At 63.7% G+C, this 21,383-nt stretch carries 23 protein-coding genes; 4 read left to right on the top strand and 19 right to left on the bottom strand.

The window, feature by feature from the left end; all coding sequences use genetic code 11:
• Positions 1–4: 4 nt before the first annotated feature.
• The 13 genes from QMG28_RS03705 to QMG28_RS03645 form a co-directional block, all read right to left on the bottom strand.
• The gene (locus QMG28_RS03705; protein WP_281840808.1) at positions 5–229 is read right to left on the bottom strand and encodes a hypothetical protein; all 225 of its coding nucleotides are present in this window, start codon (positions 227–229) and stop codon (positions 5–7) included.
• A 19-nt stretch (positions 230–248) separates the two neighbouring features.
• Positions 249–1,889 carry an L-lactate permease gene (locus tag QMG28_RS03700; protein ID WP_281840807.1) on the bottom strand — a complete coding sequence of 547 codons (1,641 nt, stop codon included), beginning with the start codon at positions 1,887–1,889 and terminating at the stop codon, positions 249–251.
• Between the two features lie 884 nt (positions 1,890–2,773).
• Positions 2,774–3,376 carry a hypothetical protein gene (locus tag QMG28_RS03695; RefSeq protein ID WP_281840806.1) on the bottom strand — a complete coding sequence of 201 codons (603 nt, stop codon included), beginning with the start codon at positions 3,374–3,376 and terminating at the stop codon, positions 2,774–2,776.
• A gap of 9 nt (positions 3,377–3,385) precedes the next feature.
• Positions 3,386–3,751 (bottom strand): hypothetical protein, encoded by a 366-nt coding sequence (locus tag QMG28_RS03690; protein WP_281840805.1) that lies wholly within the window; start codon positions 3,749–3,751, stop codon positions 3,386–3,388.
• A gap of 252 nt (positions 3,752–4,003) precedes the next feature.
• Positions 4,004–4,489, bottom strand: a complete 486-nt coding sequence (locus QMG28_RS03685; RefSeq protein ID WP_281840804.1) for a hypothetical protein — start codon at positions 4,487–4,489, stop codon at positions 4,004–4,006.
• Positions 4,486–5,022: a hypothetical protein gene (locus QMG28_RS03680; RefSeq protein ID WP_281840803.1), complete on the bottom strand. Its 537-nt coding sequence runs from the start codon at positions 5,020–5,022 to the stop codon at positions 4,486–4,488. The genes QMG28_RS03685 and QMG28_RS03680 overlap by 4 nt, the downstream gene beginning before the upstream one ends.
• Positions 5,019–7,589 (bottom strand): VWA domain-containing protein, encoded by a 2,571-nt coding sequence (locus QMG28_RS03675; RefSeq protein WP_281840802.1) that lies wholly within the window; start codon positions 7,587–7,589, stop codon positions 5,019–5,021. The genes QMG28_RS03680 and QMG28_RS03675 overlap by 4 nt, the downstream gene beginning before the upstream one ends.
• The gene (locus QMG28_RS03670; protein ID WP_281840801.1) at positions 7,586–8,521 is read right to left on the bottom strand and encodes a hypothetical protein; all 936 of its coding nucleotides are present in this window, start codon (positions 8,519–8,521) and stop codon (positions 7,586–7,588) included. The genes QMG28_RS03675 and QMG28_RS03670 overlap by 4 nt, the downstream gene beginning before the upstream one ends.
• Before the next feature lie 62 nt (positions 8,522–8,583).
• Positions 8,584–9,114, bottom strand: coding sequence for a TMEM70/TMEM186/TMEM223 family protein (locus tag QMG28_RS03665; protein WP_281840800.1), 531 nt, complete (start codon positions 9,112–9,114; stop codon positions 8,584–8,586).
• Complete coding sequence (locus QMG28_RS03660) at positions 9,111–9,638, bottom strand: hypothetical protein (protein ID WP_281840799.1); 528 nt, start codon at positions 9,636–9,638, stop codon at positions 9,111–9,113. The genes QMG28_RS03665 and QMG28_RS03660 overlap by 4 nt, the downstream gene beginning before the upstream one ends.
• Positions 9,635–10,114: a hypothetical protein gene (locus QMG28_RS03655; protein WP_281840798.1), complete on the bottom strand. Its 480-nt coding sequence runs from the start codon at positions 10,112–10,114 to the stop codon at positions 9,635–9,637. The genes QMG28_RS03660 and QMG28_RS03655 overlap by 4 nt, the downstream gene beginning before the upstream one ends.
• Before the next feature lie 8 nt (positions 10,115–10,122).
• Positions 10,123–10,704 (bottom strand): hypothetical protein, encoded by a 582-nt coding sequence (locus QMG28_RS03650; protein WP_281840797.1) that lies wholly within the window; start codon positions 10,702–10,704, stop codon positions 10,123–10,125.
• Position 10,705: 1 nt separating this feature from the next.
• Complete coding sequence (locus QMG28_RS03645; RefSeq protein WP_281840796.1) at positions 10,706–11,185, bottom strand: hypothetical protein; 480 nt, start codon at positions 11,183–11,185, stop codon at positions 10,706–10,708.
• Between the two features lie 195 nt (positions 11,186–11,380).
• Here QMG28_RS03645 and QMG28_RS03640 point away from each other — a divergent pair, with 195 nt between their 5' ends.
• The 4 genes from QMG28_RS03640 (at position 11,381) to QMG28_RS03625 (ending at position 15,664) form a co-directional block, all read left to right on the top strand.
• Entirely contained in the window at positions 11,381–11,803 is a 423-nt protein-coding gene (locus QMG28_RS03640; protein WP_281840795.1) for a putative pterin-binding protein, read from the top strand.
• Positions 11,800–13,134, top strand: a complete 1,335-nt coding sequence (locus QMG28_RS03635; RefSeq protein ID WP_281840794.1) for a sensor histidine kinase — start codon at positions 11,800–11,802, stop codon at positions 13,132–13,134. Before QMG28_RS03640 ends, QMG28_RS03635 begins: the two co-directional genes overlap by 4 nt.
• Positions 13,131–14,096, top strand: coding sequence for a response regulator (locus QMG28_RS03630; RefSeq protein ID WP_281840793.1), 966 nt, complete (start codon positions 13,131–13,133; stop codon positions 14,094–14,096). The genes QMG28_RS03635 and QMG28_RS03630 overlap by 4 nt, the downstream gene beginning before the upstream one ends.
• Before the next feature lie 473 nt (positions 14,097–14,569).
• Positions 14,570–15,664, top strand: a complete 1,095-nt coding sequence (locus tag QMG28_RS03625) for an FUSC family protein (protein WP_281840792.1) — start codon at positions 14,570–14,572, stop codon at positions 15,662–15,664.
• Positions 15,665–16,057: 393 nt separating this feature from the next.
• On the opposite strand, the gene wrbA is transcribed toward QMG28_RS03625, so the two are convergent.
• From wrbA to QMG28_RS03590, 6 genes are all read right to left on the bottom strand, one after another.
• A complete protein-coding gene (gene wrbA / locus QMG28_RS03620; protein ID WP_281840791.1) occupies positions 16,058–16,651 on the bottom strand; it encodes an NAD(P)H:quinone oxidoreductase in 594 nt (197 codons plus the stop codon).
• A gap of 41 nt (positions 16,652–16,692) precedes the next feature.
• Positions 16,693–17,601: a pirin family protein gene (locus tag QMG28_RS03615; RefSeq protein ID WP_281840790.1), complete on the bottom strand. Its 909-nt coding sequence runs from the start codon at positions 17,599–17,601 to the stop codon at positions 16,693–16,695.
• A 409-nt stretch (positions 17,602–18,010) separates the two neighbouring features.
• Positions 18,011–18,739 (bottom strand): acyl-CoA dehydrogenase family protein, encoded by a 729-nt coding sequence (locus tag QMG28_RS21020; protein ID WP_434784414.1) that lies wholly within the window; start codon positions 18,737–18,739, stop codon positions 18,011–18,013.
• A 29-nt stretch (positions 18,740–18,768) separates the two neighbouring features.
• Entirely contained in the window at positions 18,769–19,929 is a 1,161-nt protein-coding gene (locus QMG28_RS03600) for an acetyl-CoA C-acetyltransferase (RefSeq protein WP_281840789.1), read from the bottom strand.
• Between the two features lie 36 nt (positions 19,930–19,965).
• Positions 19,966–20,364, bottom strand: a complete 399-nt coding sequence (locus QMG28_RS03595) for an enoyl-CoA hydratase/isomerase family protein (protein ID WP_281841057.1) — start codon at positions 20,362–20,364, stop codon at positions 19,966–19,968.
• Between the two features lie 86 nt (positions 20,365–20,450).
• Positions 20,451–21,278, bottom strand: coding sequence for a helix-turn-helix domain-containing protein (locus QMG28_RS03590; RefSeq protein ID WP_281840788.1), 828 nt, complete (start codon positions 21,276–21,278; stop codon positions 20,451–20,453).
• Between the last annotated feature and the right edge of the window lie 105 nt (positions 21,279–21,383).

The following is a 21,383-nucleotide window of genomic DNA, read 5'->3' as shown; positions in this document are numbered from 1 at the left end:
GGTGTCAGGACACCCGCTCGTCTTCCGGCAGACCCACTTTGGTGGGTTTCGGTAACGGCTCTTTTGGGGGAAAGACGCGGCGCAGCGGGGGAAGGATCCCGCCAATGGCAAGGGCCATGAGCCCGAGCCACCACAGCAAGGGCGGGCCGTTCGTGGTTCCGATGCTGATCAGCGGAAAGGCAATCAGCAGGAAGGCCAGAGACAGTGCCAGGGTTACAAGTCGATTCATATCCGGTTCACCTCACCCGTCATGGAAACACCCAGACCAGCAGCACCGTCGCTGCCCCCGTCAGTACAACGGCGATTATCGTCCAGGGCAGCGTCTTGCGGATGATCGCCCCCTCCTGTCCTGCAATGCCCGCGGTGCTGGCCCCCAGCACAACGTTGGCGGGGGCAATGGCGTTGCCGATGGCTCCGCCCGCCGATTGCGCCGCAATGATGCCGGCTTCGGGCAGGGATTTCAGCTCAGCAACCGAATGTTGCAGATCCGAGAACAGCACATTCGACGATGTGCTGCTGGACGTCATGAAGGCCCCCAATGCCCCGATACTGCCAGACAGGAAGGCGAATGCCATCGCCGGGGCCACCGCCGCGATCCCCAGCGCCAGCACGTCATTCTGACCCGAATGGTTCATGATCTGCGCCATCGCCAAAAAGGCGATCACCGGCACCGAGGCGGGGATGGCATCTGCCAGGAGCGCGCGCATCACGGAACGCTCGCCGGCCTCACCGCCCTCGGGCAACGCCTGCGCCGCGTAGTATCCGCGCGCGCGGTAGATCATCCAGGTCACAACGGATGTGAGGATCAGAAAGGTGCCGGGGTGGGTCAGTGGCGCAATGGGCGAATAAGGCTCCGCCGCCGCCCGCACGACGCCGTATCCCGTTGTCGCCTCCGGGAACGGAAGGCCGACGCTGAACCGGCCAAGCACGGCATTGAGGGGCTCGATCACCAGCGCCCCGATGGTCAGCCCGGTCAGCAAGATGTAGGGCAGGAACGACATCGCAAAACTCATCGGCGCAGCGGCCTCGACAGCACCGTGCGCGCGCACTGTGCGCATGGCCGGCCGGTCGGTGATCGTGTCGGGCAGGTCCGCATACCGCTTCCAGCGCGACAGAGGATAAAGCGCGAGCAAGGCCAGCGTGGCGGGAATGAACGTTGACAATACCGGATCGACAAGCGTCATCACTGCCTGGCCGCCGCCGTGAATCGCCGCGATGATCAGGACCAGCGGCCAGGCATGGCGCAGCGCTGGCCCGCGCCCATACATCCAGACAACGGTGAAGCCGCCAAGAACCACCGGAATGATCAAAAGCAGACCGGTCTGAAACGCCACCTCAGCCTCGTCGGCCAGATCGACGACCTGAAGCGTGGCAAGCCAGCCCACCGCCAGCGTACCGAAGAACTTGGCCCAGACATGAGCGATGATGGGGATGGCCACGGCGTAGATCGGCCGCACCCCGAAGGCCACCAGCAGGGGCGCGACCACGGCGATCGGCGTGCCGAAGCCCGCGATGCCCTGCAGGAACGAGGAAAACACCCAGCCAAGGGCCAGCACGACGAAAAGCTCGTTGTTGCTGAATCTTGTGATCCCCCGACGTAGCGCCTCATACCCACCGGCCTGATCCGTAACCTGATAGAGAAGCAGCGCGGGCCAGACGACATAGAGAATGAACAGAGCATCCCAAACGCCCTTGGCCCCGCCAACCGCGAGGGTTTCCAGGGGTGTCCGGAACGCAAGGAGAGATATGCCGGCAGCGGCGAACATCCCGAACGCGCCGGCCTGAGGCGCCGTCCAGCGCAGCGCGACCATTAGCACCATCAGAACGGCAATCGGCAACAGCGCAAGACCCCACTGCAGGAGATCAACCGGGATCTGAGGATCGGTCATGTCACTACGCAGCCTCTTCTTGTGGGACTGGACGAGTCATCGTCACGGGTGCGGCTTTGGGCACCTGCAACACTTTTGCCCCGGGAAGGATGGGTGGTCGGGAAAACACGCCGGACGATCCGTCGTTACCTGCGGCACGGCGGCCGAGAAAGGAGATCGAAAATACCATGCCGTCTCTTCCTTGATCGCACACTCTGGCATATCGCCCGGAAAGAGCAATGACTTTGGTCAATGCAATGGGCGGGTGCCGTTGCCACTACTACCGGATCCGGCTGTGCCGATGGCGAACGCTCCGGTCGAGCGGAGGAATTTCGTCGTTCAGGTCGACGGATGTGCCCTGCGGCTGCGGCTCCGAACAAATGAGCCGGTCTTTCCCATCCATTCTGCAAAACACGATCTTGTCTGCGACCTGTCCCGTTGTCCCTCGGAGACCTCGCCTGTCTCCCGGCTCCGGGTTCTGCCCGACACCGGTCCGCACCTGAGAGACAAGCGACCGCCCGGTCGCTTCCGGCGACATCGGTGCCGAGTCGCGGCAAAGCCTTCTGTGCCAGGAACCCGGTCGCGCTGGCCGACAACGGCTGCGACGGGCAAGTCCCTGCGGGTAGTGACACCTCCGACGACGTGAAATGCGTCCGGGCGCCCGCCCATTCGAGGCTCCTCTTCTGCCGCATGCGGGCGGGCTTTGCTCAGAAGAATGCAGCAGAATGCACGAACAGGGCAGTGACAAGGCCCATGGTCAGGCCATGCGTATCGGGAACAGGTGGAACAATATCCTCCGGTTTTCGCGCATCAGTGCGGCGGGCGTGGGCGTTCCACCCCGTTCGTCTGAATGGGAGCCTACCCCTGCAACCCTCTGAAACAGGCAACTCCGTTCACGTTCAGCATCACGGAAAGGCGGCGGGCGGGGTGGTGTCGAGACACTCCGTCAGCCGGAAGATACCCCGGGGCATCGGATCGCGTTCGGCCGACGGGTCGTCGGTCAGTGCCGGCAGGTGATACCAGAGCGCCGTGTTCAGTTCCGGCATCAGCAGAAAGGCAGGTGCGGGTTGGCCCTGCTGCGGCTGCGCCGGTGTGAAGCCCAGTTCCGCATCCAGCACGTAGAATCGCAGCAGCGACGGCAGTTCGCCAGGAAATGCATCCGGCGAGCGGGACCGAAATGCTTCGATCAGGTTTGCAGGGCCGCCAACGCGGGCTTCAGGAGCATAGGGATCGCCGACAGGAAGGAGCGTCATGTTCCCCTGCGACGCGGAGACGCCGAACACGAACCAATAGTCGCGCTGCGGAGTGGTCAGACGAAGATAAAGGTCCGACGACCAGCCGGCCCGGGTCTGCGCCGGAATCAGGTGGACGACATGGTCGTTGCCTTCGGTTGCCATCGTGTAGACGGCACGTTCCGCCGGGCAGCCCGTAAGGGTGGACGTTGGTTGGGCCAGGGCGGCGACGGGAAGCAGCAGCGTCACGAACAGGCCGGCACGTAGCGTTTTCATCGTCGGCTCCTATTCGCCGGCCCGGTTCAGCCAGACCACGCGCCGCGCGACGGCATACTGGCCCTGGGCCGCGCCCTCGATCTCAAGGATGGCGTAGATCGTGTCCATGTCGACCGGCAACATGCGCAGCGTCATGTCCATGACCGAGCCTGCCATGGCCACGTGGCTTTGACCGATGAGGCGGGGCAGATCCTCCTGATCGCAGTCTCCGGCCCATGCCAGCACGGCTTCGTCCGGCGTCAGAGCCGGCTCGGGGATCTCGGGATGGTCGGCCTCGGTCACCCAACGGCCTTCTTCGGCAAGGGTGAGAACCATCGGCTCGGTCATCTCCGGATGGTCGAGCAGCAGATCCTCGCCCAGCACCCAAATCGACATGGTCTCTGACTGGGGGGAAGGCTCCATGGGGATGACCATCCTGCCGGAAAGGACGTAGCCGGACAGGTGGTCAACGCGCCAGTCACCCACGAATTGTTCCCGCAGGCCCTGCCACGTTGCCGGCGAGGACGTTCCGCAAAGGTCGGAGCTGTCGCCCGCGCGCTGCGCCAGTGCGGGAACGGCAGCGCAGGACAAAATGGCTGTCAAAACGATGACGGGTCTCATTGGATTGTTCCTCCCTGCCGCAGAACGCTAGTGGCCGGTGGCCGTGATCCGGCCTCCATCCACATCCAGAACCAGCGTTTGTCGTTCGCCGTCAGTTCGGCCGGACTTCGGGTATGCCGTCAGGTCAGCCTCCATAACGCCGGTGACGTAAAGTGTACCGTCCTTGGCGCGGTCGATGTCGAGCATCACCTGCCCGCCTGCATCGCTTGACAGTCCAAGAACGGAATGTCCGCCTTCGTCCTCGATCCTCAGTTCGAGAAGACTTGTGGTTCCCTCGGCCACCATCACCAGCAACCGGATGGAACCGATGCCCGATGGGACCTCCTGCGGTTCGGCAAGAATCCGCAGAGAGCCGATGCCTTCGCTCTCGAAATGGTATTCCGACCGGTCGGCGTCGATGCGCCATGAAACAGGTGTCTCTTCCAGAAACCCCTTCATATTCCCACCCGCCTGATCGGCCAGCACAGGCGCGGACAGGCAGATTGCGATCAGGGAAAACGCCGCGATCCTCACTGCAACTCGCTCAGTACTGCTTCGAATGTCAGGTTGACACTGAGAGTGTCGTCGGGGTCAGGATTGCGAAGGGCCATCCGGTCCATACTGGTTAGAACACCTTCCACCTGGCCCGCGATCGCCAGCATACCGCCTTGGTATGAGGCGCTCGTGATTGTCAGGGAGAGTTCATCATCCAGGTCCGCACGGTAAATGCGATACGGATCGGTCTCGAGAATCGGGACGTCGATTTCCGCGGAAAAGAAGTCACCGTCGAGATCGCCGAGCCACTCTGCGCCGAGGGACAAGCTGCCCAGACCGCGCTCTCTCAGTGCCGGTGCCCAAAAATAGATTGAAAAACTTGAAGATGTGAAGTCGGACTGCTCTGTCCAGACCGACAGTTCAATCTCTTCGCCTGCGATCGTCCCTGATGCCGCTCCCCCCGGTTCCGCTGCCAGGACGGGTGCGGCAAGGGCCAGGAAGCCACATGCGGTGATGGCTATTCTGAGCATGGTCGTGAGTACTCCCGATTGATTGTAATTGTCGCAGATCATTCGCCGAGCGTGATCATCGCGCGTCCGAGAACGCTCTGGCGTTGAAGGTCGAGAAACCGCACTTCGTATTGTCCCGGCTCGTCCGGGAGCTTGAATGCCGTTTCGGTTTCGTCGCCCACGCGATGGGCTGCAATCCAGGTAAAGTCGGGTGCGTCAGCTCGTGCCAGCGCCACACGCCGGTCGGTATCGCCAGGTTCGATTGTCCATGAGACCGTGACGACTTCGCCCGGCCTCGCTGTGCCAGGGACCACGAGCCCGGCGCCCTCGTCCATCGGCGCATCCGCCGCCAGAACCTCGATCGGGCGGCGTGCCATGACCCGGTTGCCGTGATCGAGATGGTAGCGGATCTCGTAGGCGCCCGGCTCGGCTGGGGCGGTCAACGTGGCCGTTTCTTCGGTGTCGCCGACGCGGCGGTAGCCGTCCTGCTCGCCGTCGGGCGTGCCGACGGGAACAATGGCTATGTAGTCACGCGGATGGATGGTGCCGGCCCACGATACGGTGATTTCCGTTCCGGCCCGCACCCTGTCGGGCCCGTTGAGCGAGACATTGCCCTCGACCACCTCGACCGGAGCGCGGGCGAGAACCCGGCCGCTGGCGTCGAGTTGCAGGCGTACCTCGTATAGACCGGGTTCGGCTGGGGCGCGCAGTTCGCCATCGGTGCGGCCTTCCATGCGGTCGTAATCGCCATGGGCGCCGTCCTCGGCCCCGGCAGGAACGATGGTGACGTAATCGCGCGGGTGCAGCCCCTCGGCATCCCAGCTCACCTTGAATGCCGACCCGACGACGACCTGCGCCGGCGCGGATATGGAGACGTCGGCATCGACCACCTCGATGGGAGCGCGGGCGAGAACCCGGCCGCTGGCGTCGAGTTGCAGGCGTACCTCGTATAAACCGGGTTCGGCCGGGGCGCGCAGTTCGCCATCGGTGCGGCCTTCCATGCGGTCGTAGTCGCCATGGGCGCCGTCCTCGGCCCCGGCAGGAACGATGGTGACGTAGTCGCGCGGGTGCAGCCCCTCGGCCTGCCAGGTCACCCTGAATGCCGACCCGACGACGACCTGCGCCGGCGCGGATATGGAGACGTCGGCATCGACCACCTCGACGGGAGCGCGGGCGAGAACCCGGCCGCTGGCGTCGAGTTGCAGGCGCACCTCGTATAGACCGGGTTCGGCTGGGGCGCGCAGTTCGCCATCGGTGCGGCCTTCCATGCGGTCATAATCGCCATGGGCGCCGTCCTCGGCCCCGGCAGGAACGATGGTGACGTAATCGCGCGGGTGCAGCCCCTCGGCCTGCCAGGTCACAGGGAAAGCCGAACCGACCACGACCTGCGCGGGGACCGACACGGTGACGTTTGCATCGACCACCTCGATCGGGGTGCGGGCAAGAACGCGGTCGCCCGCGTCGAGTTGCAGGCGTACCTCGTAGAGGCCCGGTTCGGCCGGAGCACGCAACTCGCCCTCGGTGTGGTCCTCGAGCCGGTCGTAGTCGCCATAGATCCCGTCCTCTGCTTCGGCGGGCACGATGGTGACGTAGTCGCGCGGATGGAGGTCCTCGCCTTCCCAGGTCACCCTGAACGCGGACCCGACAACGGCCTGCGCCGGAGCGAATACCTGTGCAGCGGGCTGCTCCGGCGCGATGGGCGGGAAGATCGCGTGGACATTGCGCGCGCTGTCCGATGCCAGACTGATTTCGGTCTGCGAGACGTCGTCCTGAGCCGTCGAATGGACCGTCACGATATAATCGCCGAACGGCAGATCGGCGGTGAAGGGATTTGCGGTGCCCGTCCGCACCCTGTTGAACCCGGTGTCCGAGATTTCCCAGATCACCTCGCCGCCCAGAAGGGGGAGGTTCGGCGGCGTTGATGGTTGGTCCCAGACGGTGGCGTCGCCGATCCCCTCGCCACCAAGGTTTGCGGTGAAGGTTAAGGTTGCAGACGCGGGCGCGGCGGTGACTTCGCGCAGCGCGTCGGTCAGTTCGCGGGCATTGTCGGCGGTCAGGAATCTGCCGCCGGTCTCCTCGGAGATACATTGCATCTGCATCAGCGCCTCGGCCTCGCCGCTGACGTCGAAGCCGATGACATGGGCGGTGAAATCCACGCCAGCCGCCTCAAGCGCGCGGGCGGCGGCGCAGGGATCGGGGTTGCAGGTTTCGATGCCGTCCGAGACGAGGATCACGGTCGCCGCCTGTTCGGTATGGCGCAGCGCCTGGGCGGCGGCGATGACGGCATCGGACATCGGGGTCATGCCGCGCGGATTCAGTTCGTTGACGATGCGGGTGATCTCGTCGGCGGTGCCCGGCGCCGGGGCCACAATCGTCTCGATATCCGTGCATTGCCCGCGTTCACGATGGCCATAGGTGACGAACCCGAGGTGCTGGTCGGTGGGGAAATCCGACAGGATGCTGGCCACCACCTCGCGGGCGATGGTGATCTTGTTCACCCCGTCGATCTGGCCCCACATCGACCCTGATGCATCCAGGACAAGGATCGTATTCGGGCGCTCCTGGGCGAGTGTCGGCGCCGCGATGCAGCAGGTCAGGGCGGCCAGCCCGGCAGTCACAAGAGGTTTCATACCGGTTCTCCGTTCTGCGCGCTTCCCAAGCGGGCGCCCGCGCGTTCTTTCAGCTTGCGGAAATGCGACGACATCTGCTCCAGCCGCGCATCCCATTCCGGGTCCGGCTGCTGGCCGTCGGTCGTTTTGAAATAGACCTGCATCAGGCAGGCGACGGCGAAGGGTTCCAGGAAGGCCGCCTTGACGCTCCATGCGAACAGAAGCGCGAAGACGAAGCCGCCCGCCGACCAGGCGCCGGGGATGGCGTAGACCAGTGCCGCAGCCGGGGCGAGCATCACGAGGAAGATCAGAAAGGCGAGGCCGTAGGTAAAAAGCGTCAGCCAGGCGGCGTTGCGCAGCATTACTTTCCAGTTCTGGCCGTAGAGCACCAGCGCCTCACGCGCCGATCCCCAGGCATCCGTCGAGCGGGTGCGGATCGCATGAGCGAGGATCACCTCGTCGATGAACCCGACCGCCATGCGCAGGAATGCCTGGACGACGCCCATCAACTGCCGGAGATAGGGGATCGGCAGGATGGTCAGAATGCCGCGCACCAGCCCTGTAATGGCACGGATCACCCCCTTGACCAGCTGGTCCAGCGCGAAGAGCAGCGACGCCTGACCGAACCGTTCCTTCACCTCGGCCGTGGCATGGGTGATCTGGCCGCGCCCCTGCGGCAAGGGTTTGCCGTCGATCAGCTCGACCAAAACCGCGACATGACCCGCCTTGACGACGTAGAGGATATACTCGCGCAGCCAGTACATCACCGCGCCGGTCAGGCCGAAGCCCGCGATTCCGCCCCAGGTCATCGAGGCCGCGCGAAAGTCGGCATCCCCGAAGGCGCCGACGCCCCAGCCAATGCCGATGCCGGCGCCGGTCGCAAGGATATAGGCCAGCGCGATCCCGAAATAGACCACTGCCCGCAAGAGCACGAAAGGCAGCGTCCGCATCATCAGGCTGAACGCTTGTCCTATATTGAAATCCCACAAAGCTCCGGTTTCCTTTCGGGTGTAGATCAGCTTGAGAGGTGATGGGCGGGGGCGCTCGTTTCGTCCCCGAAGTAACCTCGCAGCCAGGCGTTGATGTCATTGGCGATCAGCGCGGGCCCATCGCCCGAAACGCCCCAGCGCGACAGCGGAACTCGTGTCGCCGGCCGGGTGTTGCGAAAGACCAGAACCACCTTCGAGGTAGAGCGGCCCTCACGCCGGTCGTGAGAATGGCTGCGGTCCAGTTCGGCACTGTCGAGCGTCTCCAGCGGATAGTCCCGCTGGCGCATGCCGAGGCGCGATATTCGGGTGATGCTGACTTGCCCGGATCGAGCGTCCAGCTTCAGCCGTGTGCGCTCGGATAAGGCGATGTACCCGGCGACAAAGGCGCCGTTCAGCCCGACCAGCAGCACCAGCGCGGTCATGAACTCGCCGCCGATCAGATTGGCCAGCCCGATCAGCGTGACCGGCAGAACGGGCAGCATGACGAACCACAGGATGAAGCGTGGTATCCCCAGCTCCAGTTCCAGCAGATCTGGCGTGTTCGTCTCGATGCTCATGACGAGACTCCCTGTTCGCGGCGGGACAGCCAGCCATTGACCACGCCTGTCAGATGCGCCACCTCTTCGGGATCCGGGCGGGACATCGGCATGACGATCTCGCGCCGCTCCGGTCCCGATCCGCATACCAGCACCAGCCGGGTCTCGTCGTTTCCTGCTGCCGTTCCGTAATGCGCGACGCTTTCCACCCTGTGCAGGTCCGCGAGGGCGCATGTCTCTTCGCGGCGCCCGCGCAGCGTCGTCACCCGCAGCCGGGCAAGCCCCGCATCGCGATCCAGGCGCAACTGTGTCAGTTGCACCAGTTCATGCAGGTAGAGCCAGCCGATGAGCCCCACCATGGCCAGCAGGATGATGCCGGTGCCGGTGGCGCCGTCCGCGATGGCCGCGAGGCCCGCCGCGATTGCCACCAGTATCACCGCCACGGCGATCGCCGCCCGCCGGATCGGTCGGTTTTCGATCTCCAGCAGGTTGTCGGAAACATGCGTTACGCGCAGCGGATCGGCCAGAAACCCGGCGAGTGTCATGGCGTGGCACCCAGCGAGCTGTCGATCCGCCCCTGGATGTTTCGACAATCGTCAGCGGCATCCCGGCGGCACAGTACCGCCGAGAAATCGGCCCGGATCCGGCCTTCGCCCGCAAGCTCCAGAAGGTCGATCTGCATCCGGGGCGGCTCATCCTCGCTTTCCCAGACGGTGCCCGCCATCGCCCCGCGATCCGGTCGCATGTCGATGGTCAGACCGGCGGGTGACGTATCGCGCGAAGGCTTGCCATGAAAGATCAGGCCAATGGAAATGCTGCCGTCGCCAAGCGCATGCAGGTCGATCATGGTCAGCGGGCCGATATCGGTGATCTGCACCATCGCCGAGCCGTCATCCTGACGCAGCACCTGCCAGTTCAGTTCTTCATCGTCCAGGTTTGCCCTGATCTCGCCGATTGCCTCCAATGCGCCGGCAGGGGCCACGATGCCGAAGCACAGGACAAGTGAGAGAAGCACCTTCATCGCCTATCCTACCGGCTTATCAACTGTTCGCGGACGCCCTGCGCCGAATTGCGTTTCGTCCCCATCGCTTCGGTAGCCGAGAAGAAGCTGATGATCCCGTCGGAGCGCTGTGCGCCGGTGCCGAACTGCCATTCGAATTGCGGCGCCGACGCGATCTGGCAATCCTGAACCAAAGCCCATTCGAAGGGCTCGGCGGGGGGCTCGGAACCCGTTGAAGTCAACATATAAAACTTCGGGTCCATAGCTTCGCCGCGCACGAAATCATAACGCAGCGGCTTGTTGCCACGCCGAACCGGCACCAGTTCGCTCCGAATGCCGTCCTGACCCAGATACAATCGGTTGCGGCTCCGGTCATAAATGATCTCGAAGGTGCTCCTCTGAACGCCTATCGCCACACTCGTTCCGATGGCGGATTCGGTCCATGTTCCCGCGATCAGCGGACCTATCTGGCGCAGATCGAAATTTCCCGCGCGGTGAATGTCGGCGTGGCAGACCGGGTTGGGCGGCTCCTTGGCCGGCTCATTGGCCAATGCTGGCATTGCCGTGGCGATCAGCAGGGCCGCAGTTCGGGCAAGGGTGGCGCCTGTCATCTTAGTCAAGCTCTTCAAGCCGGGTGTCGAAGCTGAAAGTGACGGGTCGGGTTTCGGATGCGGGGCCGCCGCTGACCTGTCCGGTGAGCGTGCCCCTCATGGCGACGATCCCGTCGCCCGGCGCGAATTCGTCCAGTGTCAGCGTCAGGCTGTCCTGATCGCCGGTCCAGTTCCGCCCCATGTCGCGGGCGAAGGTGATCGTCAGCGCCATTTCGCCGGGCGCAGGCAATTCGCCATTGATCGTCAGATCCAGGTTGACCGGCCCCTGCTCGCCCTCCATCAGCGCGGCAAGGAGCGACGCATCGGCGTAGTTGCCGATGATCGTTGCGCCGGACAATTCGGGGGCAACGGTGAGCTCCAGCGGCTGATCGCCAAAACTGCCGGTAACCAGCCCGCCCGGTTCGTCGGCCAGCGCCGGCAGCGCCAGCAGGCCGATCAGAAGGGCGCCGCCTGGCCTGTACATGGTCGAGAAAATGGACAAGCGCCGTTCCTCCTGTTGTTTGATCCCGAGTATATCTTTGCGGAAGACCGGCGGCCCCGTTCGTTTGAACGGGGAACGTCCGGTATTTTGTGCTAAGGTCGCCTTGGAATTGGGTTTTCAGGTCAGGTTGTGGTTATGATTTTGCGGCATCGTATCGCTCGAATCGCGCTGATTGCGGCGCTTTTGCTCAGCTCCATGCCGGCGGTCGCCGAGAGTGTCCTGCTGACCCTGACCGGGGCGGTCACGGATGGCAGGGTGGACCTGACGCGCGCGGATTTCGATGCGATGGACTGGCATGAGCTTGCCACATCGACCAGCGTTACAGATCACCAGCCAGAGTTTCGCGGCGTGCTGATGCGCGACATCCTTGCCCGCGCCGGGGCCGAGGGAAGTCATGTGCGCGCCACGGCATTGAACGACTATGTCGTCGATATCCCGATCGAGGATTTTCACCGTTTTGATGTTCTGGCAGCACTTTACATGGATGGTGTGCCTCTGACCCCGCGTGACAAGGGCCCGGTCTGGATCGTTTATCCTCGCGACGATCACAGCGTCCTGGCCGATATCCGCTATGACATGCGATGGGTCTGGCAGCTTGTCGCACTGCATGTGCAATGACCACCCGCCAGGAGTGGATACGATACCTGGGGCTTGGCGGCCTGGTGCTGATCTGTCTGGGTCTTCTGGGGCTCGCGGCGTGGCAGCTGGTTCAGCTGGAACGTCAGATGCGGATCGACGCCACTGAAAACATGATCTGGGTTTTTGGACAGGCGCAGATCGAAGCAATGAACCTCGCGCTCGCGCTTTCTGACGAGATGCCGCCGCAACAGATCCAGACCCGCTTTGATGTCTTGCTTTCCCGACTGACACTGCTGGAAGAGGGGCCACAACGCCGCTTTCTCGAAAACGCGGGAATCTCCGAAACGCTTGCAGGTTGGCGCAGCGGCCTGCTGGCGCTTGACCCCATGCAAGGGGCTGATCCGGCCGCGCTGCGGGCACATGTTACGGCGCTGGTCGCAGCCCTGCGGGGCAAGGCCAGTCTGGTAATGTCCTACGAATGGCAGATTCAGGCTGAGCGGCTGGACCGTCTGGGACGTTTGCACCGCCTCGCGCTGGTGTCGGTCTTGGGGGCCGCATTGGCAGGATTGGGGTTAGCCGCAATCCTGATCGATCGCGAGAGGCGGTTGATGAGGGGGCGGCTGGATCGCCTCCGGGCTGAAAAGCTGGCCGGCGATCTGGAACGCGAGCGCGAAACCTCCGAGAACAACCGCCGCTTCGCCGATCTGATTGCCCATCAACTCCGCACGCCGCTGGCAGTGATCGACAGCGCCATGCACCGCCTGACCCGGCGCGGTGGCCCGGTTTCGCCGGAATTGGTTTCGGAAAAGGTGGCCGTCTCGCGCGAGGCGGTTGCGCGGCTTGTGAAGCTGACGGATACCGCCCTGATGATGTCACGGCTGGAACGTGACGCGGTTCTTCCCCATCTGAGTGCTCATGACCTGCGTGATCTGGTGACCTCGGTCATTGACGACCTCGTGGTAACGGCACAGGATCGCGACCCCTCCCGCATCCGGCAGCAGGCGCAGGCGGCGCCGATGGTCGCGCTCTGCGATCCGGCGCTGACCGGCGAAATCCTGTCCAACCTGTTCTGCAATGCGCTTCTGTACTCGCCGTTGGATTGCCGCGTCGATGTCGAGGTTTCGCAGTCGCCGACTCACATCGTCTGTCGGGTCGAGGACCGGGGGAGGGGCATGTCGGCCGAAGAGATCGCGCGCGCCTTCGACAGGTTCTACCGCGGTAGCGGGCACGAAACCCTGCCTGGCTCCGGGCTGGGGCTGACACTTGCGCGCCATCTCGCCCGAATGCAGGGGGGCGAGGTAAGTCTGATGCCGCGCGCCGGAGGCGGCCTGGCGGCCGCGCTCTATCTGCCCAGGGAGGTTTCCGCATGACCGCGCCGCTGATCCTGTGTGTCGAGGATGAGCCGTCTCTGCGTGACGACATCGCGTTTGAACTGCACGAGGCCGGCTATGCCGTCACGGCTGCCGCAGATGCACGCGAGGCGCTGGCCTTTCTGGAAAGCCGGCGCCCCGATCTGATCCTGTGCGACATCCTGATGCCCGGCATGGACGGAAGGGATTTCATGTCCCATCTACGTCGGACCAGGCCCGATCTCGACGATGTGCCCTTCGTCTTCCTGACCGCCCTGTCCTCACGCCAGCAGGTGATCGACGGGCGCATCGCCGGGGCCGACGACTATCTGACCAAACCCATTGATTACGACCTGCTGCGAGCCACCGTTGAATCGCGCCTGAACCGGATGCAGCGGCTGCGCGCAATGCCGGGAGACCGTTCCGGCCTGACCGCGCTCGATCGCCTGGCCATCGGCGTGGTGCTGCTCGACGCCAATGGCGGGGTGGTCCATGCCAATCCTCTCGCTCGGCGCCTGGCCGAGCAGACCGGTATCACACTGAGGGAGCGCATCGCCGCCGGCGGCGAGGATGGCCGGAAACTGTCCGCTCTGATCGCCGGGTTGATTTCGGATAGCGCGACAGCGCCGGCGGGCTTGCGCCTGGATGACGGGTGCCATCTCATGGTTGTCGGGATGTCGTTGCCGGCGCATGCGCACCATGACGAGGCGGTCGCCATGCTGATACTGAGCGGCGCGGATGGTCAGCCTTCTCTTGACAATACGACCCTTGGCCAGTTGTTCAACCTGACCCCGATGGAAGCTCAGGTGGCTTGTTTGCTGGCCGAAGGGCTGCGCCGCAGCCAGATCGCGGACCGGTTGGCGATCTCGGGCACGACCGTCGCATTTCATCTGCGAAACATCTTCGCCAAGACCGGCGTGCAAAGGCAGGCGGAACTGGTGGCGTTGGTTCTGTCGGTGCCACTGATGCGGCCCGTGATCTGAGCCAAGCAGAACAAAGGATCCGTGTGGCGTGGAGATCATTCATTGAGGTGTCTTGCGCGTCTGCCGGACGATCCGCCACAAGCACCATCCTGCCGAGTTTCATCCATGGCAGGCATGCGGCAGATGGAGCGGGTGCTGCCTCATGCCGCCGAGGCTGGGGCCAGAATGGTGCTGGCCTGCACTGCCGGGTCGCTGCAAATCTGCGTCGTACGTCTGATGTGGTTGCTGGACGAGCCTCGCTCGCGCAACACCGCTCGGTGCCCCCCCGCATGTCATCACGGTCAGCCTGTGCCGCAGGGAGATGGCCCCGGAGTGTTGACCCTCAGCTATGGGTCAGGGACGTTGCCCCTTACGCCGCGTCGGGATAGCGCCACATATCGAAAGCGGCGGTGCGGCGCGGCGAAAGCACCTGCAAGCTCCGGTCGCTTCTGGTCCGCGGTATTCGTATCATGGCCTTGCGTGTGGTCGGGAACATGACGATGAACTGGGCGAAGATCAGACAGGTTGCTGCAAGGGAATGGCGTGAATTTGCCACGATCAACTCCAGCGACCGCCCCTGGCAGATGCCATTCGCCGCAGCCATCGCCGCCGGACTGCCGCTGTTGGTCGCCGCGGCGTTCGGCAGGATGGCCGAGGGCATGATCGTCTCGCTGTCCGGGTTCGTGTTTCTCTATCTGCCCGCGACGCCCTTGCATCACCGCATGGGCGCCCTGATGGCATTCTGCTTCGGGATGATCTGCTGTTTCACCCTTGGTGCCTTCGCACATGTCATGCCCATTGCAAGGGCTCCGCTGACTACGCTGGTCGCGATCTTCGCGACCATGATCTGCCGCTACTACCGTGTGGGACCTCCGGGTAGTCTTTTCTTCATCATGGCCTGCGCGATCGGCGCTTACACCCCCGGTGCATGGAGCGATATTCCGTTCCGCACGGGGCTGTTGGCAATCGGCTGCATCCACACCTTGCTGATCGCCTATATCTACAGCATCTTCATTCTCGCCAGACGCCCTGCCGACGCGATACCGCCTGCGCCGGTTGCCGGGTTCAACAGGGTCTGGTTCGATTCCATTGTCATCGGCCTGTTCATCGGCCTGTCACTGAGTCTTGCCGAGGCACTCTCACTGGAAAAACCATACTGGGTCCCGATAAGCTGTCTGGCCATTATTCAGGGTGTGTCCCTGCGGGCGGTCTGGAACCGGCAGGTTCATAGGATTGCCGGCACGGCGATTGGCCTATTGCTGACCTGGGGGATGCTGCCGTTTGTCGAAAACGGCTGGATTGTTGCGACGATGGTCATGGGTCTGATTTTTCTGATCGAAACGGCAATCGTCCGGCACTATGGCTTCGCTGTCATCTTCATCACGCCGGTAGCGATCCTGTTGGCTGAAGCGCCGACGCTGGGCCACGGCGACACAGATGCGCTTGTCGCGGCGCGGTTCATCGACACGTTGCTGGGTGTATCCGTCGGGTTCGTGGGCGCCCTGTGCCTGCACAATCCGGTCTTCCGGACGCGTGCGGGACGATGGCTGCGCCCGTTGATCCCGGAACGGATGATCGAAGGCGACTGACATTGCCGGCACTGGCGCCCCGAAGGGGCCGCCGGACAGATCCGGCGGGATGGCCCCGACAATACGAAACCCGACCGGGGCCACGCGGTCGTTCGCGAACCCGGCTGCGAAATTTGCAAAAAAAGAACCTGACACGCGACAATCGCTCGCGCGTCAGGTCATTTGCGTCCTGGATCAGATCCCCCGTCAGAGGGGGTCTTTGCCATGATGTCACCCGTCGACGATCGAGGGTCGGCGCACCCTTGCTGTCTTGCCGCTCAAAACGGCGGCGGGCCACCATGAGGTGAAATCGCCGTTTCGGCCGTCATGGCTACCCCCGTCGCAACAGGCGCAGCGATGACCTGCCGCGCACCACTCCTGCGATGCTGAGGCGGCGCCGGGAACCGGTTCGGCTCAGCTGGCAATCTTTGCCGTCATCTCGACCAGGCGCCGGGCCTGATGGGCGATCGCCGCCTTACCCGCATCGTCCAGACCACCGGCATTGGTCGAGAAGCCATAGGGATTGCCACCGGCCGCAAAAATTGTCTCGTCAGTAAAGCCCGGTGCGACGATAATCGCGCCCCAGTGCATGGCCGTGGTGTAGAGGCTGAGAATTGTGGCCTCCTGCCCACCATGCGGGTTCTGCGCGCTGGTGGTGGCAGTAAACGTCTTGTCGGCAAGCTTGCCGGCGCCCCACAGCCCGCCCAACGTGTCGATGAAGGCACGCACCTGGCTCGCGGTAACGCCGAACCGGGTGGGCGATGAGAAGAAGTAACCGTCGGCCCAGTCCATGTCCTCTGCAGTCACTTCGGGGATGTCGCTCATCTTTTCGAGCTGCGCCTTCCAGGCCTCCTGGCCCTCGACGACCTCTTTCGGCGCGGTCTCGGGGATGCGGCGCAGACGAACCTCGGCACCTGCTTCGCGGGCTGCGTCCGCCGCCGCCTGAGCGACTGCGTGGTTGGTGCCATAGGTAGAATAGAAGACGATTGCGATTTTTGGTTGTGCCATGTTCTTGTCCTTTCGATTGGGTTTGGTTTGGAGAAGCACCTTCAGCCGTGCTTGATGAAGGTGCCGTTGTTGAGTTCACGGAACGCCTGCTGCAATTCGGTTTGCGTGTTCATCACGATGGGTCCGTGCCAGGCGACAGGTTCCTCGATCGGCCGTCCCGTCATCAGCAGAAAACGGATACCCTCGTCGCCCGCCTGCACCGTGATCTCGTCTCCCGATCCGAACCGGACCAACGTGCGGTTGCCGGATTGGTCACGGATGTTCAGTTCCTGCCCGCGATACTCCTTCTCGACCTTGATGCCGACAGGATCGCTGGCATCGCGGAACGTGCCCGAACCCGCGAAGACATAGGCCAGCGCATTGGCGCGGGTATCCACCGGCAGCACCTTGCGGCGCCCGGCAGGCACCGAGACATCGAGCAGCATGGGGCTGGCAGCGATCCCATCCACCGGCCCGGTCTTGCCCCGGAAAGAGCCGGTGATGACCTTGACCACCGTGCCATCATCATCGCCCTCGACGGGAATGTCAGTCCCCGCGATATCCTGATAGCGCGGCGCCGTCATCTTCAGCGCCGAGGGCAGGTTCGCCCAGAGCTGGAACCCGTGCATCTGGCCCTTTTCGTTACCCGCGGGCATTTCCTGGTGCAGGATGCCCGCCCCGGCGGTCATCCACTGCACCGCCCCCGCACCAAGCACGCCGCGATTGCCAAGCGAGTCGGCATGTTCAACCTGGCCGTCGAGCACATAGGTGATCGTCTCGATCCCGCGATGCGGATGCCACGGAAAGCCCTTGGAGTAGAGCCGGGGATCGTCATTGCGGAAATCGTCCATCATCAGGAACGGATCGGTCAGCGACGGGTCGCCGAATCCGAAGACGCGATGCAGGTGAACACCCGCACCTTCGATTGCAGGTTGTGCATGGCTGGTAGCAACCACGGGTCTGAAGGTCATGGAACACTCCTATTTCCTCTTTGCCCCGATATGGGAACGTCAGGGCAGATTTCGTATTGGCGATGATGTGGCACCCGTTGTGCGTTGACGCACGGATGCGGGGATATGGGGGGCATCAGCCCGCCTTGCGCAGCGCGAAGCGACTGCGGTCATGCAGACGTGCGAAATCCGGCTCCGCGCCCCGCGGACGACCTGCATCGGATTTATGATGCACTGGCTCACGCAATCGTGCTGCTTGATGTGCCACAGGCTTACGGTGTCGGCGAGGCCCGGTAGCTGATAAAGGTCGCGGACGTAGTCCGACAGGTTCGGATAGTCCTCAATCTGGAGCAAGGCATCTGGAACCGCCCGCCTCGCAAGAGCAAGGGCAGGAACCGAAGGCACATCCCGTTGTCAAATGAGGCCCTAATCATGCTGAAGGCGATGGAGGAATGTGCGACTGGCAGTTACCTCGTGCCCAGTTCAACCGGCTCGCACATGCCGGATTTGAACGCCCTTGGGCCTGGCGCAAAAAGAGACAGACCCGCACGGCCTTCGGGTTCATGACCTGCGCCACTCTTTTGCATCGGTCCTGATCTCTGGCGGAGTGCCGTTGGAAGCTCTCGGCAAGCTTCTGGGCCACTCTCGGCATCAGACAACAATGCGGCATGCCCAGTTGATGGACGACCCGCTCCGACACGCCAAAAACGATCGCCAGTTTGGCGTTCGGGTGCGTGGCGCCGGTCGAATACCGTTTGCGACCATTGATGACGTAATCTTCGCGATCTTTCAGGATCGCCGTCGGCAGATTGATCAGGTCTAACGAGGCAGTGTCGGGTTCCGTAAGCCCGACAACCGAACTCATCTCGCCCATCATCAACGGCTCAAGCCTCCGTTCTTTCTGCTCGGGCGTCGCGAACCGCTTGAGGATCTCCATGTTGCCCGTATCTGGCGCGGAGCAATTGAACGCCTCCGGGGCCCAGAGCACACGCTCCACTTCCACAGCCAGTGGAGCATATTCCAGATTGGTCATACGGGTGCCGGGATCATCATCCCCAAGCTCCGGCATGAACATGTTCCACAGGCCGGCCTCAAACGCCTTTTCCTTCAGCGGTTCGATCACATCGAGCGGGTAGGTAACGGCTTCCTCGTCAGTCATCTGTCCTGTGTCAGACATGCGATCCCCCCTTAGAGTACTTCGAGAACGGTCGCGTTCGACGTGCCGCCGCCCTCGCACATTGCGACGAGCCCATACCGTTGCCCGCGTGCGCGAAGTGCGTGGATCAACGTCGCGACGAGCTTGGTGCCGGACGCACCGAGCGGGTGCCCCAACGCAATCGCCCCACCGTTCACATTGGTTTTTGCGGGGTCCGCACCCAGCTCTTTGAGCCAGGCCAGAGGGATCGGCGCAAAGGCCTCGTTGACCTCGAACAAATCAATCTGTCCGAGCGTCATACCGGCCTTGTCGAGAACCCGCCGGGTGGTGTTGATCGGCTCCTCCAGCATGATGACCGGGTCGCCGGCCGTGACGGTCATGTCGACCACGCGCGCAAGCGGTGTCAGCCCATGGGTCCTGAGCGCCCGTTCGCCAACGACCAGAACGCCAGACGCTCCATCGCAGATCTGGCTGGCATTGGCAGCCGTCACCACGCCGCCGCCGATCAGCGGTTCGACCCCACCGATCGCATCGAGCGAGGCATCGAACCGTATACCTTCATCATGTGCGTGGAGCCCCTGAGCGGTCGCCACCGGCACCAGTTCACGCTCGAAGGCACCGCTTTCGGTCGCCGCCGCCGCGCGCCGATGGCTTTCCAGCGCGAAGCGGTCCAGGGTCTCCCGGTCAAACCCGTGTTTCGCGGCGATCATCTCAGCGCCGGTAAACTGGCTGAATTCACTGACCCCGAACCTCTCTCGAATACGGGGGCTGACCGGCCCCTCGCCGATCCCGGCGCTGGCGAGAACCGTCATATCGGCGAACATCGGCACGCGGGTCATGCTTTCGACACCGGCGGCAATCACGACATCCTGCGCGCCGGACATGACAGCCTGCGCGGCAAAATGGAGCGCCTGCTGCGAACTCCCGCACTGACGATCGACCGTTACAGCAGGCACGGTCTCCGGCAGGGTCGAGGCGAGCACGGCATTACGCCCGATATTGAAGCCCTGCTCGCCCGCCTTGGTGACGCATCCCATGATGACGTCCTCGATGGCGTTCGGGTCGATGCCGGTGCGCGACACCAGCGCATTCAGGATATCCGCCCCGAGATCGGCCGGATGGCATCCCGAAAGCGCACCCTTGCGCCGTCCCCCCGGTGTGCGTAGCGCCTCGACGATATAGGCCTCAGCCATAATTCTCTTCCCTTCTCTCGGTGCCCGGCACCCGTTCTACCTGGCCAGAAATGCGGCGATTGACGTCTTCGCAGCCTCTTCACCCGCGAGGCGGGCAATGTTTTCAGCTTCCGCCTCGAGATGATCGCGCAGTCCCGCCGTTCGCCCCGCATGCATCAACCGGCGCGTGATGCCACCGGAGCGGCCCTTCCGCGACGCGACGGATGCAATGACCCGCTCCACCTCGCCCGGCAACTCATCGTGCGGAACGGCGCGTGTAATGAGTCCGGCCTCCGCGGCGTCGCCGGCGCCCATTGCCTGACCAGTCAGAAGAAATTCAGCCGCCCGCCGCTCCCCCATCAGGCGTGGCAGAAGCCAGGTCGTCCCGCCATCGGGGGTGAGGCCGATATCCGAATAGGCCGGAACGAATTTGGCCCGGTCCGACTTGACCGCCAGCAGCGTGGGAGAAGCATCGCCCCGTCGAACAGCACGCGGTCAAGACGCGGACCGCTGGACCTCGCCCGCAAGAGTATCCCGCCGAACTAGGACGGCACGCGCGTCTGCAACACCACCTCCAGCTCCTGCTGGCAGGATCGCAGGATCGGCAGCACCTTGCGCGCCGACGCGGCGTTTCGAACCACGCGCGAGAACACCACGAGGTTCACCGCCCCGATCCGATCGCCGGGCAGCCGAACGGGCAGGGCGATGCCGGTGATGCGCGGGTCGATCAGGCCGACAGCCAGGCCGAACCCCTGTTGTCGCGTGGCCTCCAGCCGCTGCGCGAAAACGGCTTGCTGCGCCAGATCCTCGGCCTCGGGTCCGCCGCTCCTGCGCAGCAACGTCAGAAGCTGCGCGCGCTGGTCGTCGGGCATGGCCGCGAGGATGCACAGGCCCAGCGCCGAGCGGGTGATCGACCGTTTCTGCCCGACAAGGCGCCGGTAGATTGTCATCGGGCTTTCCCGATGCGATGACGCCTTGATCACCAGGTCCCCGCCCTCGATCAGGGCAAAATCTCCCGGCCACAGGCTGCGCCGGGTCATGTTGTCCAGCACAGTCTGAACGCTGCTCATATAAGCTTCCTCGGCGCGCAGCGCCGCGGCGATCTCGGCAATCCGCGGCCCCTGAGAAACGCGGCCCACTTCGGCATCGAAGTTCGCAAACCCCGCGCGCACCAGCGTGGCGACGGTTCGGTACAGCGTGCTCCGGTCATGTCCCGTCGCGGCCGCAAGGCCGGCAATGGTCTGCTCCCCCATGCGGTTGAGCACGTCGATCACCTCCAGTCCCCGCATCAGCGCCTCGACGCTGCGATAGGAGTCCAGCGCCTCGACACCGCGCCCGTGGCCTTCAGGATTTTTGCTGGTCAAAGGCATCGTGCATCTCACCCATGTTCGCTCACCGAACGGTAGGACGATACGAATTGATCGGGCAACCCTCAACTCGCAGGTTGTCTCCCATCGTCGGGGAGGATGCCGGGA

It is taken from the genome of Sinisalibacter aestuarii (assembly GCF_027923545.1).
GTDB lineage: Bacteria > Pseudomonadota > Alphaproteobacteria > Rhodobacterales > Rhodobacteraceae > Sinisalibacter > Sinisalibacter aestuarii.
This window is presented reverse-complemented; position numbering and strand designations above follow the sequence as displayed.

Coding starts and splice junctions, on each gene's coding strand:
- QMG28_RS03640 (WP_281840795.1), top strand. CDS start 11,381: ATGCCGGCGGTCGCCGAGAGTGTCCTGCTGACCCTGACCGGGGCGGTC.
- QMG28_RS21020 (WP_434784414.1), bottom strand. CDS start 18,739: ATGACTGACGAGGAAGCCGTTACCTACCCGCTCGATGTGATCGAACCG.
- QMG28_RS03615 (WP_281840790.1), bottom strand. CDS start 17,601: ATGACCTTCAGACCCGTGGTTGCTACCAGCCATGCACAACCTGCAATC.
- QMG28_RS03665 (WP_281840800.1), bottom strand. CDS start 9,114: ATGAGCATCGAGACGAACACGCCAGATCTGCTGGAACTGGAGCTGGGG.
- QMG28_RS03705 (WP_281840808.1), bottom strand. CDS start 229: ATGAATCGACTTGTAACCCTGGCACTGTCTCTGGCCTTCCTGCTGATT.
- QMG28_RS03700 (WP_281840807.1), bottom strand. CDS start 1,889: ATGACCGATCCTCAGATCCCGGTTGATCTCCTGCAGTGGGGTCTTGCG.
- QMG28_RS03690 (WP_281840805.1), bottom strand. CDS start 3,751: ATGTCGATTTGGGTGCTGGGCGAGGATCTGCTGCTCGACCATCCGGAG.
- QMG28_RS03695 (WP_281840806.1), bottom strand. CDS start 3,376: ATGAAAACGCTACGTGCCGGCCTGTTCGTGACGCTGCTGCTTCCCGTC.
- wrbA (WP_281840791.1), bottom strand. CDS start 16,651: ATGGCACAACCAAAAATCGCAATCGTCTTCTATTCTACCTATGGCACC.
- QMG28_RS03655 (WP_281840798.1), bottom strand. CDS start 10,114: ATGAAGGTGCTTCTCTCACTTGTCCTGTGCTTCGGCATCGTGGCCCCT.
- QMG28_RS03670 (WP_281840801.1), bottom strand. CDS start 8,521: ATGATGCGGACGCTGCCTTTCGTGCTCTTGCGGGCAGTGGTCTATTTC.
- QMG28_RS03590 (WP_281840788.1), bottom strand. CDS start 21,278: ATGCCTTTGACCAGCAAAAATCCTGAAGGCCACGGGCGCGGTGTCGAG.
- QMG28_RS03625 (WP_281840792.1), top strand. CDS start 14,570: ATGACGATGAACTGGGCGAAGATCAGACAGGTTGCTGCAAGGGAATGG.
- QMG28_RS03680 (WP_281840803.1), bottom strand. CDS start 5,022: ATGATCTGCGACAATTACAATCAATCGGGAGTACTCACGACCATGCTC.
- QMG28_RS03650 (WP_281840797.1), bottom strand. CDS start 10,704: ATGACAGGCGCCACCCTTGCCCGAACTGCGGCCCTGCTGATCGCCACG.
- QMG28_RS03630 (WP_281840793.1), top strand. CDS start 13,131: ATGACCGCGCCGCTGATCCTGTGTGTCGAGGATGAGCCGTCTCTGCGT.
- QMG28_RS03660 (WP_281840799.1), bottom strand. CDS start 9,638: ATGACACTCGCCGGGTTTCTGGCCGATCCGCTGCGCGTAACGCATGTT.
- QMG28_RS03635 (WP_281840794.1), top strand. CDS start 11,800: ATGACCACCCGCCAGGAGTGGATACGATACCTGGGGCTTGGCGGCCTG.
- QMG28_RS03600 (WP_281840789.1), bottom strand. CDS start 19,929: ATGGCTGAGGCCTATATCGTCGAGGCGCTACGCACACCGGGGGGACGG.
- QMG28_RS03675 (WP_281840802.1), bottom strand. CDS start 7,589: ATGAAACCTCTTGTGACTGCCGGGCTGGCCGCCCTGACCTGCTGCATC.